The following is a 17689-nucleotide window of genomic DNA, read 5'->3' as shown; positions in this document are numbered from 1 at the left end:
CTTTATAGGCTGGCGGGTAAGTAATGCCCCTGAATTATTGGTGAATCATGGAGTCCTTGAGGATGTCAGCAGATAGTCTGGTCAAAATATCAGCAATTGCCATAGCTTCCGCATAAATTTTTTTCTGGTTTGACAGCCATCAATTCAACTGCCATTTGTTCCGCACCAGTAAGGCAAAATTGCGGTCTTGTGCTAGTTTTCTTTATAAAAACAACAAAGCCGCCGCAGGCGGACATGCGAAAACCAGGGAAGACGCCACAGCGTGCGCTTGATACACCTCAAAAGTCATATTCGTTCTTATCTCCGGCGTTTACTCGTCTTTTCGTTGCTGGGCGCAGGCCTCCTCTCCACAGTTTTCTTATGGGCGGACTACCAGCTGATGGAGACCTTGCCCGCCGCGCAAAAAGCGGAGCTGTCTCTGCAAAGCGCCATGTTGTATATCCTGATCGCCTGCGTCGTCCTGATCGGCGGCGTGGTCGCTTGGGTGCTTACCGCCAATGAGGCTCGCAACAAGGCCTTGCGTGAGAGCCGCAACAACCTGGATAAAGCGCAGCAAATCGCCCGGCTGGGCAACTGGGTTTGGGATTTGAAGCGCAACGAGGTGTATTGGTCGGATCAGGTCTACCGCAATCTGGGGTTGTCGCTGCATGACAACAAAGCTTCTTATGAGAAGTTTCTGGAGTGCGTGCATCCGGACGACCGGGCGCGCATCGTCAAACTGGTGGACGAGGCCTTGGAGAACAAACAGGTGTACGGCATCGAGCACCGTGTTATCTGGCCCGACGGTGAGGAACGCATCGTGTGTGGCGCGGGCGAAGTGATTTTCGACGTGCAGGGAAATCCTGTGCAAATGCACGGCACTATTCAGGACATTACCGAACGTAAGCGGGATGAAAATCGCAAGAATGAATATGCGCACCTGATTTACGATCTCTACAACAACGCGCCATGCGGCTATCACTCGCTGGACCCCCGGGGAGTAATCGTGGATATCAACGAAACGGCGCTGCGCTGGCTGGGATATTCGCGCAGCGAGCTGGTCGGTAAAGTGATGTTTTGCGACCTGCTCTCCGAAGACTGTGTGCAGTTGTGCTGGGATAAGCTGGGGCAACTGAAGAAAGGAGGCGCACTGAGCAATCTGGAGCTCAATATCCGCTGTAAAGACGGTCGTTTGTTCTGTGTTTTACTGACCAGTACGGCGCTGCAAAGCGAAGACGGCGAGTTTCGCGGCAGCCGCTGCATTTTGGTGGACTATACGGAACGCCGCCGTCACGAGAAAGAATTGCAACAGGCGGCGGTGGTGTTCGACGCCATCCGCGAAGCGGTCATTATTACCGATGACGCACGCAATATCGTTGCGGTAAACAACGCCTTCACCGATATTACCGGTTACACCCTGGATGATGTCTATGGGCGTAACCCCCGCCTGCAACAATCAGGTCGTCACGACAAAACCTTCTATCGCTCCCTGTGGCGGTCGATTACTGAGCATGGCCATTGGCAGGGCGAGATCGAGAACAAACGGCGCAATGGCGAGATTTACCCCGCCTGGCAGAACATTAATGTGGTCTACGATAAAAACGGCAATGTGGCCAATTATGTATCAGTGTTCTCCGATATCAGTGTGATCAAAGAAAAAGAGAAACAGCTGCGCCATCTCGCCAATCATGATTCGCTGACTGGTTTGCCCAATCGATTGCTGTTTTTCAATAGCCTTGAAAACTCCCTGGAGCGGGCCAGGCGTCGTCGTATGGAAGTGGCGTTGATGTTTATCGATCTGGATCGCTTCAAAATCATCAATGACACTATGGGGCATGAAGCCGGCGATATTCTGCTGAAAACCGTGGCGCGACGTTTATTGGAAGCGGTGCGGGGCGAAGATATGGTGGCGCGCCTGGGAGGGGATGAATTCACCATCAGTCTGGAAGAACTGTCCAACACCGAGGACGCCGCCGCTAAGGCCGGCAAATTGATAGAAACCATTCGTCAGCCCGTTCATATCGGTGGCCATGAAATCGTCTGTTCCGCCAGCATCGGCATCGCCATTTTTCCCCATGACGCCGACAACGCGCAAAATCTGGCGCGGGCGGCGGATGCGGCCATGTATCGGGCCAAGGAGCTACACCGCAACACTTTTGAGTTCTATACCAGCGAACTGACGGAAAGGGCGATCGAGCACCTGACCCTGAGTAGCGAGATGCGGCAGGCGCTGGAGCGCAATGAGTTTGAACTCTATTACCAGCCGCAATTCAACCTGACCAGCGGCAGGCTGGTGGGGGCGGAGACGCTGCTGCGCTGGCGGCACCCCACGCGGGGACTGATAACCCCCTACTGTTTCATCAATATTGCGGAAGACAGCGCTCTGATCGACCCCATTGGCGGATGGGTGATTAATCAGCTGTGCCGGGATGTGGCGGGTTGGTTGAAAGGGGGGCTGAAGTTGCCTCGCATCGCCTTCAATGTCTCAAGCAAACAGTTGGAGCACTACGATGTCAAAGGACGTATCGAGCATGCATTGCAACGCTGGGGACTGGAGCCGTCCGACCTTGATCTGGAGCTGGAAGTGACGGAAGGCGCCCTGCAGCACGAGGAGCGTAGCGTGGAAGTCCTTCGGCAGGTGCGATTATTGGGACTGAGCGTCGCCATTGATGATTTTGGCACCGGTTATTCTTCCCTGAGTCGACTGAAACACATGCCGATCGACACGCTTAAAATCGACCGCATGTTTATTCGCGATCTGCCGGACGACCCTAATAATCAGGCTCTGGCCAGCGGCATTATTCTGCTCGGACGGGCCCTGGGGCTCAAAGTGGTGGCCGAAGGCGTGGAGAATGTGGAGCAGCTGCGCTTTTTGCAGGAACGCAACTGTGATGAGGCGCAGGGGTTTCTGCTCAGTAAGCCTCTGCCCAAGGCGGCATTTGAAAAGATGCTGAAAGGGGAAGGACTGCCCGCGATTCCACCGGCGTCGCTGACGGTTGTCAGGAAACCGGTGGCCGGCGACTAGGACGCTTTTGGGCGTGGCCCTCTACACCTTTTTTGCGCTGCTAATATTAATATGACAGTGATATTGGCATGTTAATAATCAGGCGCATGGATGCGCCTGCGCGGCGGTTAGCCGCGGGAGACAGGGCCTGACCTGTGCAGGCCCTGTCGTTTCAGACAAATAGAAGGAAGCTATTTGTCTGCCTGATTAATAAATGCAGCCGCCGTCAGGACCGCAAGTGACGCTGACGCCATGGCTGGGGTCGGATGAAATAAATCCGGAAGTGGTTCCATCGCTGATGACAGAACCGCCACGACCGTTATGACCCAGGCCGCGACCGCCGGAGCCGCCGTGATTACTGAACATCGGCGCAAGGTTAAAGAAGGCGGGCCCGCCTTCATAGCCGCCGACGCCGGCGGCGTTGAGCCAGTAACGCCCGGGAATCGCCTGTCCAAAGTAGTTTCTCAGGGCCATGGCTTCGCTGGGGTGAATTTCCCGACCGTTGATAAAAATGCCAGTGCCGCCGCCGGAGATGTCCGCGGGCAGAGGAGCCGCGATAGGAAGCCCCGGATAAGTGACGCCAACCGTCGGACCGCCTTCAAAGCCCCAGGCGCCGGTGTGCGCGTCGTACCAGTATTGGCCTGGTTGCAGACGAATCCCTTCCTGCGCGAAGTAGTTGGCCACTTGGGCGTCGAGGGGCGCGCGATTCACGAACACCCCCTCCGCCATGGCTGTGACTGAAATAAGTAGAGCCAGAAGAATCGTGCATGAACGAAACATCGTCGTCCTCCCGCCATCGTGACAAATGACTTGATTGCAAGGCTTTCGCTGATAATACGCCCATGAGGGGGCGTTAAAAACAAGTAGCGCGTTTTTTGATCAGATTCCGTCAATAAATTTGCATGAACTGATTTAGCCCGCGCGTAGCCCATCCAGACTCAAACCGTCTCCGGCCACCGGCGCGGTGCGGGAAATAAACTGCACGAAGCCGGCCACGGCGGGAGAGGTCTGCTCCCGGTTGTATAAAAGACGCATTTGCACGCCCGGCAAGGCCGGCAGGTAGTCGCTGCTCTCCACTACGCGTAAGCCTTCGGGCACGATGCTTTTACCCAATACCGTGACGCCCAGACCGGCCAGGACGCCAGCGCGGATGCCGCTGAAACTGGCGCAGGTATACACAATGCGCCAGGGAATGCTCATGGAATCCAGCGCTTCAATAATGCGGTGTCGGTATACGCAGCCCCGCGGCGCGACGATCAGCGGCACCGGATGCCGGGTATGACAAGTATGGTGAATGCTGGTGGCCCACACCAGATCCTCCATCCAGCCTTCTTCCGGAGAGATAGTGCGCAAACTGGTATGCAGGGCGAATACCAGATCCAATTCTTTAGAGCGATAACGCTCCACCAGATTGGAGCTAAGATCGCAGGTGACCTCCAGCGTGACGTTGGGGTGCGCCTGGGAGAACTTGCCCAGCACCTCCGGCAACGAGCTGGCGAACTCGTTAGGAATGCCTAACCGCAGACAGCCGGCCAGCTCCGGCTGTGACAGTTTGATCATGGCTTCTTTATTAAGAGCGAGAATATCCCGGGCGTACTGCAACAGAATCAAACCTTCCGGAGTGGGAGCCAACGCCTTGTTGTTACGCAGCAGCAGCGTGGCGCCGACTAACTCTTCCAGTCGCCGGATCTGCAGACTGATCGCCGGCTGTGAGCGTCCCAACGCGTCGCCGGCCTGGGTAAAACCGCCATAATCCGCTACGGCGACAAAGGTTTGCAGGAGATCGGTGGGGAGATAATTCACAGCGTTACCATAAATATTTTAAATAAATGCATTTTAACTATTAATTTCACAAATCAATAGCCCGGAGTTATGGTTCAGTTATATAAAAACGATATCGCTGTAGCCCTGTTTCGGCGGCGTCTCTCTTTGTCGATACGTCCTGGGGCGGGCTCAGAAGGATAATTTATTCCAACCGGTTCCAATTGAGGAGTATGTTACGTATGAGCGGTCTGAAATTCACCGAAGATCACGAGTGGTTGTCCATGGAGTCCGATGAGATCGGTGTTGTGGGCATTACAGATTACGCACAGGCGCAACTGGGCGATCTGGTTTTCGTAGAGCTGCCCGAAGTGGGCCGTGAAGTCAGCCAGGGCGAAGATATCGGCGTAGTGGAGTCGGTGAAAACCGCCAGCGATATCAAAAGCCCCGTCAGCGGCGTTGTGGTCGCCGTGAACGAAGCGCTGAGCGACGAACCTGGGAAAGTGAACGAAGACCCTACCGGAGAAGGTTGGATTTACAAAATCTCTCTATCCAATGCTTCTGAAGTTGAGTCGCTGATGGATGACGCGGCTTATAAGGCGCTGACAGGAGAGTAAGATCATGAGCGATACACGCGAAACTCTGGCTGAACTGGAGCAGCGGGACGCTTTCATCGGTCGCCACATTGGCCCGGATGAAGCGGAAAAGACCGCCATGTTGAACGCGCTGGGCGTGGCCGACATGGAGACGCTGATCAGCAAAACCGTTCCCGAAACCATCCGCATTAAGGAAGGTCTCGAACTCGACGGACCCTGCACCGAAGCGCAGGCGCTGGCGGAACTGAAAGCCTTCGCTGAACGTAACAAAGTTTTCAAAACCTACATCGGCATGGGTTACTACAACACCCTGACGCCGACTGTCATCCTCCGTAACGTATTGGAAAACCCCGCCTGGTACACGGCTTATACGCCGTACCAGCCGGAAATCTCCCAAGGCCGGCTGGAAGCGCTGTTGAACTTCCAAACCATGATTGGCGACCTCACCGGGATGGAAATGGCCAACGCCTCTCTGCTGGACGAAGGCACCGCGGCGGCGGAAGCCATGACCATGTGTCGTCGGGTCAACGGCAAGAACAAGAGCAACGTATTCTTTGTCGCGGAAGACTGCCTGCCGCAAACCATCGAAGTGGTGAAAGGCCGCGCTGAGCCCCTGGGCATCGAAGTGGTTGTCGGCGATCCGCAGAAAGACTTACAGAACCATGATTACTTCGCCGTGTTGCTGCAATATCCGGGCGTCAACGGCGATGTTCGCGATTACCGCGAACTGATCAAAACCGCTCACGAATCCAATGCGTTGGCGATTATGGCGGCTGACATCCTGTCTCTGACCCTGTTGACGCCTCCGGGCGAACTGGGCGCGGATATCGCTATCGGCAACAGCCAGCGTTTCGGCGTACCCTTGTTCTTCGGCGGTCCCCACGCGGCTTACATCGCCACTAAAGACGAATACAAGCGTTCTCTGCCGGGCCGACTGGTGGGCGTTTCTGTAGACGCCAACGGCGACAAAGCCTACCGCCTGGCGCTGCAGACCCGTGAACAGCACATTCGTCGTCAGAATGCGACTTCGAACATCTGCACCGCGCAGGCGCTGCTGGCGATTACCGCTTCTATGTACGGCGCTTACCACGGTCCGGAAGGTCTCAAGCGCATCGCCCGTCGCGTGCATCGCCTGACTACCATCCTGGCGGAAGGCCTGAAACAGGCCGGACGCAGCGTCAACACGGCGCATTTCTTTGACACTGTGTCCGTCGCCACTGGCGGCGATACAGACGCGGTCTATCAAGCCGCTCTGCAGCAGAAGATCAACCTGCGGCGCATCGATGATAACACCCTGGGCGTTTCACTGGACGAAACCACTACCCGCGAAGATGTCGCCGCACTTTTACATGTATTCGCCTCCGGCAAGCCGGTTGCGGATGTCGCGACGCTGGACTCCTCCGCCAAGGATGCGATTCCTGCCGAGCTGCGCCGTCAAAGCGCGTTCATGACGCACACTGTATTCAACCGTTATCACTCCGAAACGGAAATGCTGCGTTATCTGCGTCGCCTGTCGGACAAGGATCTGGCGCTCGACCGCACCATGATCCCGCTGGGCTCCTGCACCATGAAGCTGAACGCCACCACGGAAATGACCCCGGTGAGCTGGGATGGCTTCTGCGCGATTCACCCCTTCGCGCCGCTGGACCAGACTGAAGGTTATCGCGCCCTGATCGCTGATCTGGAGCGCATGCTCAGCGCTGCGACCGGTTACGCTGCGTTCTCTCTGCAGCCCAATGCGGGCTCTCAGGGCGAATACGCGGGTCTGCTGGCGATTCGCGCCTATCATCACAGCCGCGGAGAAGGCGATCGCGACGTCTGTTTGATCCCCAATTCCGCACACGGCACCAACCCTGCGTCTGCGCAGATGGTCGGCATGAAAGTCGTAGCGGTGAAGTGTGACGACAACGGCAACGTGGATCTGAATGATCTGCGTCTGAAAGCCGAACAGCACAGCGCCAAACTGGCGGCGTTGATGGCCACTTATCCGTCCACTCACGGCGTATTTGAAGAAGGCATCCGCGAAGTGTGCTCCATCGTGCATCAGCACGGCGGTCAGGTATACATCGACGGCGCCAACCTCAACGCGATGGTTGGCCTGTGTAAGCCCGGTCAGTTCGGCGGTGACGTATCGCACCTGAACCTGCACAAAACATTCTGTATCCCGCACGGCGGCGGCGGTCCCGGCGTTGGTCCTATCGGCGTGGCGGCGCATCTGGCTCCGTTCCTGCCTGGCCACAGCGCCATGGGCGAGACCGCGGACAAAGCGATTGCGCCTATCTCCGCAGCGCCCTGGGGCAGCGCGGGCATTCTGCCCATTTCCTGGACTTATATCCGCATGATGGGCGGCGAAGGTCTGACGGAAGCGACCAAGTCGGCGATTCTGAACGCCAACTACATCGCCAAGCGTCTGGAGCCGCACTATCCCGTGCTGTATACCGGGTCGCAAGGTTTCGTGGCGCATGAGTGCATCATCGACGTGCGTCCGTTCAAAGACAGCTGCGGCGTGACCGTTGACGATATCGCCAAGCGCCTGATCGACTTCGGCTTCCATGCGCCGACCATGTCATTCCCGGTTCCTGGCACACTGATGATCGAGCCTACCGAGAGTGAGTCTCTGGCGGAACTGGATCGCTTCTGCGACGCCATGATCGCTATCCGCGAGGAAATCCGCGCAATTGAGAACGGCGAATACGACGTGGATCACAGCCCGTTGCACCATGCTCCGCACACAGCGGCGGACCTGGTGGGCGACTGGGATCGTCCATACAGCCGCGAGCGTGGCGTGTATCCGTTGAAGGCGCTGAAAGCGGACAAATACTGGAGCCCGGTAGGTCGCATCGACAACGTTTACGGCGACCGCAACCTGGTGTGCGCATGTCCTCCGATGACTGAGTACGAGGACTAAGCAGTACTGCGGGGCGCACACGCGTCCCGCTTCATCTGCGCAAAATAAGAATCTGAAAGAGGAACACGAGCCATGTTTACCGAAGATATGCGGATCGCTGATTACGATCCCGAGCTGTCGGCGGCCATTAATGCGGAAAAGCGCCGTCAGGAAGAACACATTGAATTGATCGCCTCCGAAAACTACGTCAGCCCGCGGGTGATGGAAGCGCAAGGCGGCGTCTTGACCAACAAATACGCGGAAGGCTATCCCGGCAAGCGTTACTACGGCGGCTGCGAGCACGTCGACGTTGCGGAGCAATTGGCCATCGACCGCGCCAAGCAACTGTTCGGCGCTGATTACGCCAACGTGCAACCCCATTCTGGATCACAGGCCAACGCTGGCGTGTATCTGGCCCTGGCCAAGCCTGGCGACACCATTCTGGGCATGAGCCTGGACCACGGCGGTCATCTGACCCACGGCGCCAAGCCCAACTTCTCCGGCAAAATTTTCAACGCCGTGCAGTACGGTCTGAACCCGGAAACCGGTGAAATCGACTACGATCAGGTTGAGCGTCTGGCCAAAGAGCACAAGCCGAAGCTGGTTATTGCGGGTTTCTCAGCTTATTCGCGAGTGGTGGACTGGCAGCGTTTCCGTGACATTGCGGACAGTGTTGGCGCGTACCTGATCGTTGATATGGCGCACGTCGCGGGTCTTGTCGCGGCGGGTCTGTATCCAAGCCCGGTGCAAATCGCCGACGTCACCACGACTACCACGCACAAAACCTTGCGCGGCCCACGCGGCGGTCTGATTTTGGCGAAATCCAACCCAGAGATTGAGAAGAAACTGCAATCTTTGATTTTCCCTGGCATTCAGGGCGGTCCTCTGATGCACGTAATCGCAGCGAAGGCGGTAGCGTTTAAAGAGGCGTTGGAGCCGGCGTTCCGCGACTATCAGCAGCAGGTCGTGAATAACGCCAGAGCCATGGCGGACGCTGTGAAGGCGCGCGGCTACAAAGTCGTCAGCGGCGGTACGGATAACCACCTTTTCCTGATCGACCTGATCGATAAGGGCGTAACCGGTAAAGACGCCGACGCCGCATTGGGTCGGGCTTACATTACCGTTAACAAGAATACGGTGCCGAATGATCCGCAGTCGCCGTTCGTAACTTCCGGTCTGCGCATCGGGACGCCAGGCGTCACCACTCGCGGCTTTAAAGAAAAAGAAGTCGTAGAGCTGGCGAACTGGATTTGCGATGTGCTGGACAATATGGGCGATGAAAGCGTCGTAGAGAAAGTCCGTGAGAAGGTGCTGAGCATCTGCCGCGACTTCCCTGTCTACCGCGCCAACGCCAAATCCGGAGCCGCCCTGTGAGGCGCTCCGGCCTCTCCGTCCGCTTAGCGGGCGGGTTTCTCAAGATTTCACGGCTCCGTTGCGAGTGATGATTTATGGCTGTAAGCGTTTTTGATTTACTCAAAATAGGCATCGGCCCTTCCAGCTCCCATACCGTGGGGCCTATGAAGGCGGTGCGTCAATTCTTGCAGGGATTGCAACGGGACAGCCTGCTGGAGCAGGTAATCACCATCAAGGCGGAATTATTTGGCTCTCTGGCCGCCACCGGTAAGGGGCACGGCTCCGATAAAGCGGTGATGCTGGGGCTGGAGGGGGAAACCCCGGAAGATGTCGATACGGATGACGTGGAGGCGAAGATCGAACGCATTCGCACCCGTCGCCGCATTCGTCTGCTGGGTCTGCACGAAGTCGATTTCGTGGAGAAAGAACATCTGCTGATGAACAAGCGCGCCACCTTGCCTTATCACCCCAACGGCATGCGTTTTACGGCGTTTAACCATGGTGCGGTGGCCCTGCGGACGCGGACCTATTATTCCGTCGGCGGCGGCTTCGTTCTGGACGAGGACGCGGTGGGCGAAGACAAGATCGTCCCTGACACCACGCCGCTGCCATATGCCTTCCGCACGGCGGCGCAGTTGCTGGAGCACTGTCGCGCCACCGGTTACAGCATCAGCCGCATCATGATGGAGAACGAAAAGACCTGGCGCAGTGAAGAAGAAGTGCGCAAGGGTCTGCTGCGCATCTGGCAGGTAATGCAGGATTGCGTGGAGAACGGCTGCCGTAAAGAGGGCATTTTGCCTGGTGGTCTGAAAGTGAAGCGTCGCGCGGCGGAACTGCATCGCGCGCTGTCCAGACGGCCGGAGTCAGCCATGAAGGACCCGCTCAACGTTCTTGACTGGGTGAATCTGTATGCGCTCGCGGTGAATGAAGAAAACGCCGCCGGCGGCAGAGTGGTGACGGCGCCGACCAACGGTGCGGCAGGCATCATTCCTGCGGTATTGCACTATTATGATCGGTTCGTTGGCGGCGCCAATGAAGACGGCATCGTGCGTTTCCTGCTGACAGCGGCTGCTATCGGCGTGCTGTACAAAGAAGGCGCTTCCATTTCCGGCGCCGAAGTCGGCTGTCAGGGCGAAGTGGGCGTGGCCTGCTCCATGGCGGCAGGCGCGTTGGCGGAAGTGCTCGGCGGAACGCCTCAGCAGGTGGAGAACGCCGCGGAAGTCGGCATGGAGCATAACCTTGGCCTGACCTGCGATCCAATTGGCGGACTGGTGCAGGTGCCCTGCATTGAGCGCAACGCCATGGGCTCGGTGAAAGCGATCAACGCCGCGCGTATCGCGCTGCGGGGAGACGGAAGTCACTTCGTGTCCCTGGACAAGGTGATCAAAACCATGAAAGCCACCGGCGCCGACATGAAGACCAAATACAAAGAGACCGCTCGCGGCGGTCTTGCGGTGAACGTAATCGAATGCTGATGCGCCGGTCCTGCGGGACCGGCTTCGGCGAACACAGAATTTCATGCGAACAATGGCGTCCCCGGTGACGCCTTTAGGGAGACGAAGCAATGGCTGAAAGTCATAACAACGCCGAAATGGCGAAAACCCCGTTGTATGACCTGCACGTGGAGTGCGGGGCGAAGATGGTTGAATTCGCAGGCTACGCCATGCCGGTGACATTCCCCGCAGGCATTATCAAAGAACATTTGCACACCCGCGCCAAGGCTGGACTGTTCGACGTCTCCCACATGGGGCAGGTGCGGCTGAAAGGCGCTGGCGCGGCGGAAGCGCTGGAAGCATTGGTCCCCGGCGATATCGTCGGTCTGGAGAATGGCGCGCAGCGCTATACGTTGTTCACCAATGACAAGGGCGGCATTCTGGACGACCTGATGGTCACCAACACCGGCGAAGACCTGTTCCTGGTGGTTAACGCCGCCTGTAAAGAGCAGGATATCGCGCATCTGCGCAAGCATCTTGGCGACAAGGTGGAAATCGAGGTGTTGGAAGACCGCGCGCTGTTGGCGCTGCAAGGTCCGGCTGCGGCGGGCGTCATGGAGCAACTGGCTCCAGAACTGACCAAGCTGGTTTTCATGACCGGCGCCTGGGCGACGCTGGACGGCGCGGAGTGCTTCGTCACTCGTTCCGGCTATACTGGCGAAGACGGTTACGAAATCTCCGTGCCTGCGGATCGTGCGGAAGCGTTGGCGCGTAAATTACTGGCGCACCCGGACGTCGAGGCTATTGGCCTGGGCGCGAGAGACTCTCTGCGTCTGGAAGCCGGTCTGTGTCTGTACGGCCATGACCTGGACACGGACACCAATCTGGTGGCGGCGAATCTGAAATGGGTGCTGTCCAAGCCTCGTCGCGCCGATGGCGAGCGCGCAGGCGGTTTCCCCGGCGCGGACGTGACGCTGAGCGAGTTTGCTGAAGGCTCTCCCCGTAAGCGCGTTGGTCTGGCTCCGCAAGGCCGGGCGCCAGTGCGCGAAGGCGTCGAGATCGTCAACGGGGAAGGGAAAGTGGTTGGCGTCGTGACCAGCGGCGGCTACGGTCCCAGCGTTGAGAAGCCGGTGGCGATGGGCTACGTTAACGCTGACTGCTCCGCCATGGGAACTGAGCTGAAAGCCATCGTGCGCGGTAAAGAAGTGCCGGTGACCGTCGTATCAGCGACCTTCGTTGAGCATCGCTACTACAGAGGCTAATTCGCCGCTGTAGGGCAGGCGGGCGGGCAGGGGACGGTGAAAGCCGCTCCCTCCCGCTTTGGTTGATCCACTCTGATGCGTCTGTCCATGTAGCGGGTGAAGACCTGTCTGTAGTCCTCGCTGGTTTTGAGCTGCCTGACCCGCTGCGTCACCATGTTTCGTAATTCTGGACTGGCCTGCTTACTCAAACTGAGATAGATCTCGTAGGGCGGTATCACCGCATCCATGTTGAGGAATTGATAGCAATCCGATGAGGTCTCGTTTTCCTGCGTCAGGTTGTAGCGCAGACGAATTTCCATCTCTACAAACCCATCCACACGCCGGGCGGCCGCCAAACGAAAGCCTTGTTCGTATTTTTCCACGCTTGTCAGCGTCAAGGAGCCGCGCTCTTCCAGTAAACGTAGCTCGGGATAGCTGAAGTTATCGAGAATAGCCAAAGTCATGCCAAATAAGTCGGCTTCCGTTTCGATACTCCTGGGTTGGTCATGACAGGTGAGCAGGGCGTGGTTGACGGTGAACAGCGGTTCTTCCACAAAGTCTCCGACATCCGCCAACGAGTTCCACACTTTGGCGTCGTAGGATAGCCAAACCGACTGGGTGTTTTCTCTGATGATCCGGTGCAGACGGTTTACCGGCAGTGGTTTGGGGACCACGCGCAGTGGCGTGTCGCGAAAGATGATTTCCACCAGATCGGTGATAAGACCGCCGTTGCTGACGCCCTCGGAAGCAATTTGAAATGGGCTGGCGAGGTCTTCAACGATGTAATAGTTGATCTCGACCGAGGGCGGCTGCTCAGCCTGAGAATGTGGTGCGAAAGAAGCCAGCAAACAGTTTAGAGACGCCAACAGAACGAGCTTGGGTGCGAACATCTTTGATACCGGCTAATGCGCTTTTTATGAATGCAGGATGGTAAGCATCGGCTCTGGCTGAAAACCCGGGCGTATCAGTGCGTTGCTTTCTATTAGAATTAGCATAGCCCACTTTAAAGGCAAGCGAAGGGCTAATATTCCTGAAACACAAGGGTATGTCAGGCGCATTACCGACCGAGCTTGTCGTTGCGAGCGGCGAATAGGTATTATTAGGCCGACCCGAAGCGCGCGTCGCCTGACCGCTTCGGGGTGTTTTATAGCGCAAGAGAATGACAAACAGGGAGCCGTGGGACAACGGACTCGCCTGATGACTGATACGAGCCAGAGGAACCGCTTTGAAATTACACATCGCTGAATCTTATTCGTCGCAGGGGGCGTCGAATAACGTCAGGGTAAGGTTGCATGATGCCGGATAAGTTCAACGACCGGCTGCAGGCTGAAGCGATTCGGCATATTCAGGAAAACGAGGCGTATGCGGAGCTTGCGTTGCTGGAGCCCGCGCATACCTCGGGTCAGGGACTGGAGCAACATGTATTGGACCGGGCCCGGCAGATGGGGGAAGGCGTTGCTTTGAGCGCGCGCCTGCAAAAGACGGCGGAGGCGGCGAAAAAAGTCGCCTTTGTCGCAACAGCGCTATTATTTTGCCTGGGCGCACTGGCGGCTCGGCAGGCGTTTGACGGCGCGCAACAAGGCAGTGTGAATTTCTTCTGGCTGTTGCTGGCGCTGTTGGGCGTCAACACGCTGATGCTGGCGTTGTGGGCGGGCGGCATGGCGCTGGCGTCGCGCAGGGCTAAAACAGGCATGCTCGGCCAGACGCTGGAATGGGCGGTGGGCTATTGGATGGCCAGGTTGGGCGGCAAGAACAGCGCAGACGCCGCTGCGGCGCAGGCATGGTTCGCTATTATGAACGCCGGGGCGGTGGGGCGCTGGAATCTCAGCCGGCTGTCGCATGCGTTATGGCTGTCCTACTTATTGGGTGGATCAGCAATGATTCTGCTAATGCTGGCCGCTCGTCAGTATGACTTTATTTGGGAAACCACCATCCTGTCCGAATCTTCTTTCCAGACACTGACTCAAAGCCTGGCGATTTTGCCGCAATGGCTTGGCTTTTCTGCGCCGACGCCCGAGCAAATCGCCGCCAGTCGTATTGGCGGTTCGCCAGCTAACGCTGAGGCCGCGCGTCAGGCATGGTCCGGCCTGCTGCTGGGCGGCATGCTGACCTATGGAATCATCCCTCGTCTCTTATTGCTGGCGGCGTCCTGGATGGCGTACGGACGCGCTCGCGCCGCTTTTCGCCTGAATCTGGCGCGCCCTTATTATGTCCGCTTGAAGCAGAAGCTGATTCCGGCCACCCGGGTGCTGGGCGTGGTGGATGCGGATGAAGGCGGTCGCCCGCAGACAGGCCCCGAGCCTCAACAGGCGCGGGAAGAGACCCCACCGACCCAAAGCTATTGGCTTGGCGTCGAACTGGACAGCGCACACCTGGCTGCGGCGGAAAGCGTTCCCGGAACGTTTAATCTGGGTAATGTAGTGGATCGGGAAGGGCAACATGCTGCGCTGCAGCGGACCCAGGCGCTGAAACAGGCGCCATTGGTGCTGGCGGTGTCGCTGCAACGCTCTCCAGATCGCGGTTTGAAGCGTTTTCTGACGCAACTGACGGAAGAGCGCAAAATGCTCACATGGCTGGAACTGTTTGAGACAGCGGGATATTTCGAGCAGGACGGGAAAGGGCGGGACGTTCGTATCTGTGATTGGCACCAATTGGCGGCGGAATGCGGGATAGAACCGCAACGGGTCGTACACAGGGTGATCGGGACGCATGCCGAAGGGGAAAGGAAGCATGGATAACGCAACGCTGGCTAAGACGCGGACAGGTATCGGCGGCGATCCGATTTCCGTGGCGGTGGTCGGCCACACTAATGCAGGTAAAACTTCCCTGATGCGCACTTTGCTGCGCGATCTGAAATTCGGCGTTATCTCCAATCATCCCGGCGCCACGCGGCATGTGGAGGCGGGGCAGATTCTGGTCAACGAAACCCCGGTCATCACTCTGTTCGACACCCCGGGCCTGGAAGACTCCATCGAGCTGCTGGAAGCGCTCGAAAAGCTACGACCGGAGCAGGATAACGGACTGGGGCGGTTGCGCGCCTTTATTCAGGACCTGGATCGCTATCCTCAGTTTTCGCAAGAAGCCAAGGTGATCCGACAGTTATTGCAGGATGAACTGATCTTCTATGTCGTGGATGTCCGCGAGCCGGTGTTGGGAAAATACCGGGACGAGCTGAAAGTGTTGAGTTATGCGGCGCGTCCAGTGATTCCCGTGCTGAACTTTATCGCCGCGCCGCGCTCCAATCTGGCGCAATGGCGGGAGCAACTGGCGGCGTTGAATCTGCACGCCCAGGTTGAGTTCGATACGGTCGCCTTCAACTTTGAGGATGAAAAGCGCCTTTATCAGAAAATGCAGGCATTGATGGCCGCTCGTTATGATGATTTACAGAAGCTCATTGATGAAAGGCAGAGACAGTGGGACGCGCAAATTGACAGCGCTGCGCAACGCATTGCTGGGCTATGGACCGATGTGGCCAGTTTTCGCCGGATGACCGCCAATGAAGCGGCGGAAATCCAGTCCGCGGCGACGCAAATGCAGCAACAGGTGCGCAAAGCGGAATCTGATTGCGTTTCCGATTTGCTGCAAATCTTCCGCTTCGCCGACGAAGATGTGACCATCGCTGATCTGCCGGTGCGCGACGGTGAGTGGGAGCTGGATTTGTTCGACCCGGACAACATGAAGCGCATGGGCGTAGAAGCCGGCGGCGGCGCCGCCGCCGGCGCGGCGGTCGGGGTTGGCGTCGATTTGATGGCCGGCGGCCTCACCCTGGGCGCAGCGGCGGCGCTGGGTGCGCTGGCGGGTGTGGTATTGCAGACCGGACGGCGTTATCGCGAAGATTTGACGGCGGCGATACGTAAACAACGCAAGTTGTGCGTTGACGAATCCACCCTCAAAGTATTGTGGCTGCGGCAACAGTATTTATTTGAAGCGCTGCAAAAGCGGGGACATGCGTCGCAGCAGCCCATGGCCCTGGCGGATGGCGGCTCCCCGGAACTGCCGGGGGACTGGTCGCGCTGGTTGCGCAAGGCGCGGAGCAACCCGGAATGGTCCAGTCTGCGCCCCGGTTGTGATGTTGACGACCAAGAGCGAGTGGCGTTTATCAAGACAATAGGTTCTAATTTACCGGGTGTTCTGGTAAAAAGTTGAGAAACTTTTTAGTAAAACACTCTAACATTCTGAAAAATATGGAAGAGAAGATGAGAAAAGCAACGTTAGTATTGATTGCGACAACCTTAATGGCCTCCGGGTGTTCGTGGGTTTCTCTGACGCCGGAAGGCGAAACCGTCAAGGTGGCCAAGAGAAATGAAGTGGCGAACTGCCAGAAACTGGGCACCACCACCTCCAATGGCGTCAGCCGCGTGGGTATCCTGAGCCGCGACGAAAAAGTCATTTTCGAAGAGCTGTCTACGCTGGCGCGTAACGAAGCGGCGGCTTTGGGCGGCAACACAGTCGTTCCTGATAGTGAAATTTCCATTGATGGACGTCAGCGTTTCGCTATCTATCAGTGCCCATACTGATCTGTATTCTGACGCCGGTTGCAGAACGAGCGGCGTTCGGCGGGCTTTGAGCGGATGATTCCGCCTGGATTGCGTCTTATGAACCTCAATGGCGTTAAAGGATTTATCTTCGATCTGGACGGCACCTTGGTGGATTCCCGTCTGGACTTTGACGCCATGCGGCGGGAACTGGGCTTTCCGGAGGGAGAGCCCATTCTTGAGCATCTGCAGACGCTGGATGATCCTGACGCCGTCGCCAGAGCCTGGGAGGTAGTGGAAGCCCATGAAATCGCCGGAGCGCGTGCGGCGACCTGGATGCCGGGAGCGAAAGAACTGTTGATGTCGCTGCGGGAACTCGATATTCCAGTGGCGATTCTGACTCGCAATATGCGCGAAGCCACTCGTATCGCCATTGAGGCGCTGGGCATTCCCGTTGAGCTGGCGTTGACCCGCGAAGACTGTAAGCCCAAACCGCACCCTGAAGGACTGCTGCGCATCGCCGAAACCTGGGGGCTGGCCTGTGGTGAGCTGATCTATGTCGGCGATTATATTTTTGACCTGCAGGCGGCCCGCAACGCCAATATGATCGCCTGTCTTTACCTGAATGAACGTAATCACATCTATCAAGAACATGCAGACTGCGTGATTCGCGCTTTTGAAGAATTGTCGCCTCGACGCTGAACGATCTCATCAGCCTCTCTGACCCGGCAGTGAATCCCCCCGCCCTGATCCTGAACATTATTTTTCGTTAAGTTTGCGCGTTGTGCGCCGCCGATATTGCAAGTAACGGCTCGGCGCTCCATGGCCGCTGCGGTCAGCTGTATGCTGGGCTGCTTGTGTCTGCGCCCCTCCCGATAACGAAAAGCGGCGCTAAATAGGCGCTGTCCGGGTTTGGTAAAACGCCGGGAGAGGTCTATTGTTGATAAGACAGTGCAGGGA

13 protein-coding genes are annotated in these 17689 nt (G+C 57.4%); 10 read left to right on the top strand and 3 right to left on the bottom strand.

Annotation, left to right across the window (positions count from 1 at the left end; genetic code table 11):
* Positions 1–262 precede the first annotated feature (262 nt).
* Positions 263–3004 (top strand): sensor domain-containing protein, encoded by a 2742-nt coding sequence (locus tag HCH_RS17305; protein WP_011397659.1) that lies wholly within the window; start codon positions 263–265, stop codon positions 3002–3004.
* Positions 3005–3190: 186 nt separating this feature from the next.
* Here HCH_RS17305 and HCH_RS17300 read toward each other — a convergent pair whose 3' ends face one another.
* Both HCH_RS17300 and HCH_RS17295 read right to left on the bottom strand, forming a co-directional pair.
* Positions 3191–3763: a hypothetical protein gene (locus tag HCH_RS17300; RefSeq protein ID WP_011397658.1), complete on the bottom strand. Its 573-nt coding sequence runs from the start codon at positions 3761–3763 to the stop codon at positions 3191–3193.
* Positions 3764–3895: 132 nt separating this feature from the next.
* A complete protein-coding gene (locus HCH_RS17295; protein WP_011397657.1) occupies positions 3896–4786 on the bottom strand; it encodes a LysR substrate-binding domain-containing protein in 891 nt (296 codons plus the stop codon).
* A 200-nt stretch (positions 4787–4986) separates the two neighbouring features.
* Here HCH_RS17295 and gcvH point away from each other — a divergent pair, with 200 nt between their 5' ends.
* From gcvH to gcvT, 5 genes are all read left to right on the top strand, one after another.
* Complete coding sequence (gene gcvH / locus HCH_RS17290) at positions 4987–5361, top strand: glycine cleavage system protein GcvH (RefSeq protein WP_011397656.1); 375 nt, start codon at positions 4987–4989, stop codon at positions 5359–5361.
* A gap of 4 nt (positions 5362–5365) precedes the next feature.
* Entirely contained in the window at positions 5366–8248 is a 2883-nt protein-coding gene (gene gcvP / locus HCH_RS17285) for an aminomethyl-transferring glycine dehydrogenase (RefSeq protein WP_011397655.1), read from the top strand.
* 72 nt (positions 8249–8320) lie between these two features.
* Positions 8321–9601 (top strand): serine hydroxymethyltransferase, encoded by a 1281-nt coding sequence (gene glyA / locus HCH_RS17280; RefSeq protein WP_011397654.1) that lies wholly within the window; start codon positions 8321–8323, stop codon positions 9599–9601.
* A gap of 74 nt (positions 9602–9675) precedes the next feature.
* The gene (locus HCH_RS17275; protein WP_011397653.1) at positions 9676–11055 is read left to right on the top strand and encodes an L-serine ammonia-lyase; all 1380 of its coding nucleotides are present in this window, start codon (positions 9676–9678) and stop codon (positions 11053–11055) included.
* A gap of 89 nt (positions 11056–11144) precedes the next feature.
* Entirely contained in the window at positions 11145–12275 is a 1131-nt protein-coding gene (gcvT, locus tag HCH_RS17270) for a glycine cleavage system aminomethyltransferase GcvT (RefSeq protein WP_011397652.1), read from the top strand.
* On the opposite strand, the gene HCH_RS17265 is transcribed toward gcvT, so the two are convergent.
* Positions 12272–13144, bottom strand: a complete 873-nt coding sequence (locus HCH_RS17265) for a substrate-binding periplasmic protein (RefSeq protein ID WP_011397651.1) — start codon at positions 13142–13144, stop codon at positions 12272–12274. The genes gcvT and HCH_RS17265 overlap by 4 nt on opposite strands.
* Before the next feature lie 402 nt (positions 13145–13546).
* On the opposite strand from HCH_RS17265, the gene HCH_RS17260 reads away from it, so the two are divergent.
* From HCH_RS17260 to HCH_RS17245, 4 genes are all read left to right on the top strand, one after another.
* A complete protein-coding gene (locus HCH_RS17260; protein WP_011397650.1) occupies positions 13547–14992 on the top strand; it encodes a DUF2868 domain-containing protein in 1446 nt (481 codons plus the stop codon).
* Positions 14985–16400 (top strand): GTPase/DUF3482 domain-containing protein, encoded by a 1416-nt coding sequence (locus tag HCH_RS17255; protein WP_011397649.1) that lies wholly within the window; start codon positions 14985–14987, stop codon positions 16398–16400. The genes HCH_RS17260 and HCH_RS17255 overlap by 8 nt, the downstream gene beginning before the upstream one ends.
* A 50-nt stretch (positions 16401–16450) precedes the next feature.
* Positions 16451–16771, top strand: a complete 321-nt coding sequence (locus HCH_RS17250; RefSeq protein WP_041598750.1) for a DUF4156 domain-containing protein — start codon at positions 16451–16453, stop codon at positions 16769–16771.
* A 78-nt stretch (positions 16772–16849) separates the two neighbouring features.
* The gene (locus HCH_RS17245) at positions 16850–17431 is read left to right on the top strand and encodes an HAD family hydrolase (protein ID WP_041598749.1); all 582 of its coding nucleotides are present in this window, start codon (positions 16850–16852) and stop codon (positions 17429–17431) included.
* Positions 17432–17689 lie beyond the last annotated feature (258 nt).

Source organism: Hahella chejuensis KCTC 2396 (assembly GCF_000012985.1).
In the GTDB taxonomy this organism is placed as follows: domain Bacteria; phylum Pseudomonadota; class Gammaproteobacteria; order Pseudomonadales; family Oleiphilaceae; genus Hahella; species Hahella chejuensis.
The sequence above is the reverse complement of the archived record's forward strand: the minus strand, read 5'-3'. Positions and strand labels throughout refer to the sequence as shown.

Excerpts from the sequence above, each read along its gene's own strand:
- HCH_RS17250 (WP_041598750.1), top strand. The coding sequence starts at position 16,451 with ATGAGAAAAGCAACGTTAGTATTGATTGCGACAACCTTAATGGCCTCC.
- glyA (WP_011397654.1), top strand. The coding sequence starts at position 8,321 with ATGTTTACCGAAGATATGCGGATCGCTGATTACGATCCCGAGCTGTCG.
- HCH_RS17275 (WP_011397653.1), top strand. The coding sequence starts at position 9,676 with ATGGCTGTAAGCGTTTTTGATTTACTCAAAATAGGCATCGGCCCTTCC.
- HCH_RS17300 (WP_011397658.1), bottom strand. The coding sequence starts at position 3,763 with ATGTTTCGTTCATGCACGATTCTTCTGGCTCTACTTATTTCAGTCACA.
- HCH_RS17260 (WP_011397650.1), top strand. The coding sequence starts at position 13,547 with ATGATGCCGGATAAGTTCAACGACCGGCTGCAGGCTGAAGCGATTCGG.
- HCH_RS17255 (WP_011397649.1), top strand. The coding sequence starts at position 14,985 with ATGGATAACGCAACGCTGGCTAAGACGCGGACAGGTATCGGCGGCGAT.
- gcvT (WP_011397652.1), top strand. The coding sequence starts at position 11,145 with ATGGCTGAAAGTCATAACAACGCCGAAATGGCGAAAACCCCGTTGTAT.
- gcvP (WP_011397655.1), top strand. The coding sequence starts at position 5,366 with ATGAGCGATACACGCGAAACTCTGGCTGAACTGGAGCAGCGGGACGCT.
- gcvH (WP_011397656.1), top strand. The coding sequence starts at position 4,987 with ATGAGCGGTCTGAAATTCACCGAAGATCACGAGTGGTTGTCCATGGAG.
- HCH_RS17265 (WP_011397651.1), bottom strand. The coding sequence starts at position 13,144 with ATGTTCGCACCCAAGCTCGTTCTGTTGGCGTCTCTAAACTGTTTGCTG.
- HCH_RS17245 (WP_041598749.1), top strand. The coding sequence starts at position 16,850 with ATGAACCTCAATGGCGTTAAAGGATTTATCTTCGATCTGGACGGCACC.